The organism is Devosia insulae DS-56 (assembly GCF_000970465.2).
Classification (GTDB): domain Bacteria; phylum Pseudomonadota; class Alphaproteobacteria; order Rhizobiales; family Devosiaceae; genus Devosia_A; species Devosia_A insulae.
This window is the reverse complement of the sequence record NZ_LAJE02000366.1, coordinates 1-4,442: the sequence shown is the minus strand read 5'-3', so window position 1 is coordinate 4,442 and position 4,442 is coordinate 1. Positions and strand designations below refer to the sequence as shown.

The 4,442-nt window shown below is 67.0% G+C and carries 5 protein-coding genes; all 5 read right to left on the bottom strand.

The annotated features are described in order from the left end of the window. Window positions 1–317: 317 nt before the first annotated feature. From VW23_RS25000 to VW23_RS24980, 5 genes are read right to left on the bottom strand one after another with little or no spacing between them, the layout of a single operon-like run. Window positions 318–527, bottom strand: coding sequence for a hypothetical protein (locus tag VW23_RS25000; RefSeq protein WP_069912202.1), 210 nt, complete (start codon window positions 525–527; stop codon window positions 318–320). Further along, window positions 524–1,534, bottom strand: a complete 1,011-nt coding sequence (locus VW23_RS24995) for an ABC transporter ATP-binding protein (RefSeq protein ID WP_069912201.1) — start codon at window positions 1,532–1,534, stop codon at window positions 524–526. Before VW23_RS24995 ends, VW23_RS25000 begins: the two co-directional genes overlap by 4 nt. Beyond that, window positions 1,531–2,511 carry an ABC transporter ATP-binding protein gene (locus tag VW23_RS24990; RefSeq protein WP_069912200.1) on the bottom strand — a complete coding sequence of 327 codons (981 nt, stop codon included), beginning with the start codon at window positions 2,509–2,511 and terminating at the stop codon, window positions 1,531–1,533. Before VW23_RS24990 ends, VW23_RS24995 begins: the two co-directional genes overlap by 4 nt. Continuing rightward, window positions 2,508–3,392, bottom strand: coding sequence for an ABC transporter permease (locus VW23_RS24985; protein ID WP_069912199.1), 885 nt, complete (start codon window positions 3,390–3,392; stop codon window positions 2,508–2,510). Before VW23_RS24985 ends, VW23_RS24990 begins: the two co-directional genes overlap by 4 nt. Before the next feature lies 1 nt (window position 3,393). Further along, window positions 3,394–4,344, bottom strand: a complete 951-nt coding sequence (locus tag VW23_RS24980; RefSeq protein ID WP_069912198.1) for an ABC transporter permease — start codon at window positions 4,342–4,344, stop codon at window positions 3,394–3,396. Window positions 4,345–4,442 lie beyond the last annotated feature (98 nt).

Here is a 4,442-nt window from a genome sequence, read left to right as displayed (position 1 = left end):
AACGGGGCGGCCGGAGGACCGGGTAGTCGCATGGGTGGAGCTGGATGACGCCGAGATGGCCGGCAGCAATGGGCTGGCGCGGCGGGATGGCCGGTTGTTCGACGGTGACCCGGGGAAGGATGAGGAGTTTTGAGGCTCGCACTCCTGATTTCGGGCGTGCTGCCCCGCCCCCCCCCAGCCTCCCCCATCAAGGGGGAGGTGTTCGGCCGGTGGAGGTGGCGGGATCCTGCCCTCCGCACCGAACGGCACCTCCCCCCTTGTGGGGGAGGTTGGGAGGGGGGAGCCCCACGCACCGTCAGTTAGGATGTCCGCGCCCCTCATTGCACACTCTCCAGCCGCTCCGCCGATTTCCGCGCCCGGGCCTCCTTCATCGCCTCCTTGTAGCGGCCTTCATCCGGCAGCTCGCGGTAGCTGATGTGGAAGAGGGCGGTGTTGGGGCCGGTGACCGGGAACATCTCGTTGGATTCGGTCGAGCTCACCACCAGCATGGCGTCCATCAGGGCGCGGTCATAGCCGAGGAGGATCACGGAGAGTGCGGCGCTCGCTGCCCCTCGCCAGCCGCGATCTCCTCCGCGAAATGGCACGCCGCCTGCCGCGTCGGGGTGATGCTGCGCAGCTCGGGCACCTGCTGCTTGCAGACGTCGCGGGCGAATCTGCAGCGCGGGTGGAAGTGGCAGCCGGTCGGCGGATTCAACGGGCTCGGGATCTCGCCTTCGAGACGCTTGCGGGTGTGGCGCTTGCTCGGATGGGAGACCGGCACCGAGCCGAGCAGGGCCTGCGAATAGGGGTGCATCGGTCGCGCGTAGAACTCGCGCTTGGGCGCCATTTCGACGATGCGGCCCAGATACATGATGGCCATGGTGTCGGCGATGTGGCGGACCACGGCGAGGTCGTGGCCGATGAACAGGTAGCTCAAACCGAGTTGGTCCTGCAGATCCTGCAAGAGGTTGATGACCTGCGCCTGCACCGAGACGTCGAGCGCGGAGACGGCCTCGTCGCAGACGATCAGTTGCGGCTTCGAGGCAATGGCGCGGGCGATACCGATGCGCTGGCGTTGGCCGCCGGAAAACTCGTGCGGGAAGCGGGTCAGGTGCCGGCGCGACAGGCCGACCTTGTCGAGCAGCTCGCCGGCATAGTTGGTCAGTTTCGCGCTGGGCTTTTCGCCCTGCGCATAGAGCGGCTCGAGGATCAGCTCCTCGACGCGATGGCGCGGATTGAGCGATGCCTGCGGGTCCTGGAAGATGATCTGCATGGAGCTGCGCAGCTGCCGCAGTTCTTCCTTGGGCATGGTGGCGAGGTCGCGGCCGTTGAAGCGCACTGTGCCCGCGGTCGGCTCGATCAGCTGCAGGATCAGCCGGCCGGTGGTGGATTTGCCGCAGCCGCTCTCACCCACCAGTCCGAGCGTCTGGCGGCTGCCGAGTTCGAACGACACCGATTGCACGGCCCGCAGGGTTTGTTTGGGGGCGAGCCAGTTGTCGCCGGCAACCGGAAACTCCTTGGAGAGGCCATCGACCGAGAGCAGCGGAGTGGTCATCGGGCGCCCTCCTGAACGAGCATCGGGGCCCGGATGCAGGCGGCACTCTGGGCCGGTGAGATTGGGAGCAGCGGCGGCTGCATCTCGAGGCAGGCGGCAACCGCCTTGGGGCAGCGCGGCGCAAACAGGCACCCGGGCGGCAGTTCGGCGGGGTTCGGCATCGTGCCGGCGATGGTGCGGAGGCGATGGGTCTCGCCATCGAGCTCGGGCGTGCTGCCGAGCAGGCCGCTGGTGTAGGGGTGCTGCGGCCGGTCGAAGAGGTCGAAGATCGTAGCCTCCTCGACGATGCGGCTCGCATACATCACCACGACGCGGTCGGCGACTTCGGCCATGACGCCCATATTGTGGGTGATCAGCAAGATGGCGGTGCCGAAATCCTGCCGCAGCTGGTTGAGCAGGTCGAGCAGCTGCGCCTGGATGGTGACGTCGAGGGCGGTGGTCGGCTCGTCGGCGATCAGCAGTTTTGGCGACGACGACAGGGCGATGGCGATCATCACGCGCTGCCTGAGGCCGCCCGAGAGCTGATGCGGATAATCGAGCAACCGGCGGCGCGGCGCCGGCACGCCGACTTTTTCGAGCAGCTCGGTGGCGCGGTCCCACGCCGCCTTCCTGCTCATCGGGTCATGCACCTGGACCGCTTCGGCGATCTGGTCGCCGATGGTGAAGACCGGATTGAGCGAGGTCATCGGCTCCTGGAAGATGATGCCGATATCGCGGCCGCGGAGTTTTCTGAGTTCACGGCGCGACAGGGTCAGGAGGTCCCGGCCTTCAAAGTCTATCGAGCCGGTGACCTTGGCGGTGGGCGGCAGCAGGCCCATGACGGCGAGCGCGCTGACGCTCTTGCCCGAGCCGCTTTCGCCGACCACGCCGACCAGCTCGCCGGGATGGACGTCGAAGCTCGCCTCGCGCACTGCGGTGAAGCGGGTGTTGAACGACACCGTGAGGTCACGGACGCTGAGCAGGGGGGCAGCGGTCATTGTTCTACCTTCATCCGCGGGTCCAGCACGTCGCGCAGGCCATCACCCAGCAGGTTAAGGCCAAGCACGGTGATGGCGATGGCGAGACCGGGGATGACGGTCAGCCAGGCTGCCTCGCGCAGATAGGTGCGGCCTTCGGCGATCAGGACGCCCCAGCTGGGGACGGTGGGCGGCGCGCTGAGGCCGAGAAAGCTCAGCACCGCTTCCGACAGCACCGCATAGGCGAAGACGAAGCTCAGCTGCACGATCAGCGGCGCCATGCAGTTGGGCATGATGTGGTGCCAGAGGATGCGCCCGTCACGCGCGCCGGCCGCCCGCGCCGCCTGCACGTAATCGAGCTCGCGGGCGACGAGGATCGAAGCGCGGACGACGCGGGCGGTGCGCGGGATGTAGACGACGGCGAGGGCAATGATGGCGGTCGCCGCCGAGGGCCCGAGGGCCGCCGCGATGCCGATGGCGAGCAGCACGGCGGGAAACGCCATCAGCGCGTCGGCGATGCGCATCAAGAGGTCATCGAGGCGGCGGTAATAGCCGGCGATAGCGCCGAGAAACACACCGAATACCGCGTTGAGGATCACCACGGCAAAGCCGATGCCGAGGCTCAGCCGGGCGCCGTTGAGCACGCGGCTGAGCATGTCCCGGCCGAGATTGTCGGTGCCGAACAGATAGATCTCGGAGGGCGGCTTGAAGCGATTGCGCACCGACAGGGCGTTGGGATCGACGCTGGTGATCAGCGGCGCCGCGAGGGTGAAGATGCAGATGCCGCCAAAGAGGATGGCGCCGAGCAGGAACGACCGGTTGGCGCTGAGGCGCCTCAGCCAGTGACGGGCCGAATCCAGCGCAAGCGACAGTCGCGACGGCTCGTTGACGAGGTCGGTCATCTCAGCGCCCCCTGACCCGGATGCGGGGATCGAGGCTGGTGTAGAGCAGGTCGATCACGATGTTGAGCAGCAGCAGGGCCGTGGTGACGAACAGCAGGCCGCCCTGGATCATCGGATAGTCGCGGTTGGAGATGGCGCTGCCGAGCAGCGAACCGATCCCTGGAACCCCAAAGATGGTTTCGATGACGATCGAGCCGGAAAGCAGCACCGAGAGCACCAGGCCGATCATGGTGACGATGGGCATCATGACATTGGCGAGCGCATGCCGGCCCACGACGACCCACTCGGAGAGGCCCTTGGCGCGGGCGGTGCGGATATAATCCTGGTTCAGGACTTCGAGCATGGTGGAGCGGGTGATGCGGGTCAGCAGCCCGGCCTGCATCAGGGCGAGCGCCACGGCGGGGAGGGTCGCCGTTCGGAACCAGCCGATGGGATCCTTGGTGAACGGCACATAGCCGCCAGTGGGCAACCAGCCCAGGTGCACCGAGAACAGCACGATCATCACCAGCGCCAGCCAGAAATTGGGCAGCGACACGCCGAGCAGTGCGAACAGCGTCGCGGCCTGGTCGATCCAGCGATTGTGGTTGAGTGCCGCCAGCATGCCGGTGCTGAGCCCGATCAGGATGGTGAGCACCAGCGAGTAGATGGCGATGCCGATGGTGATGGGCGAGCGGGCGAGCAGCGCATCGACCACTGGGATGCCGAGGGTCAGCGAGCGGCCGAGATCGCCCTGAAACAGGTGAGCGTAGAAAGTGAGGATCTGGATGTGCAGCGGCTGGTCGAGCCCGAGGTTCTGCCGGATCTGCGCCAGTTCCTCCGGCGTCGCCGACGGCCCGCCGATCACCACCGCCGCATCGCCCGGGATCAGGTAGATGATACCGAAGGCGATCAGGCTGACGAGGATAAGGATCGGGATCGCCTGGAGCAGGCGGGAGATGATGTAGCCGAACATCGTGCAGGCCCTCTAGTCGTATGGGGGTGAGTCACCGGCCTCACGGTGATCCTCCCCCGCGTGGCGGGGGAGGGGGACCGCCGAAGGCGGTGGAGGGG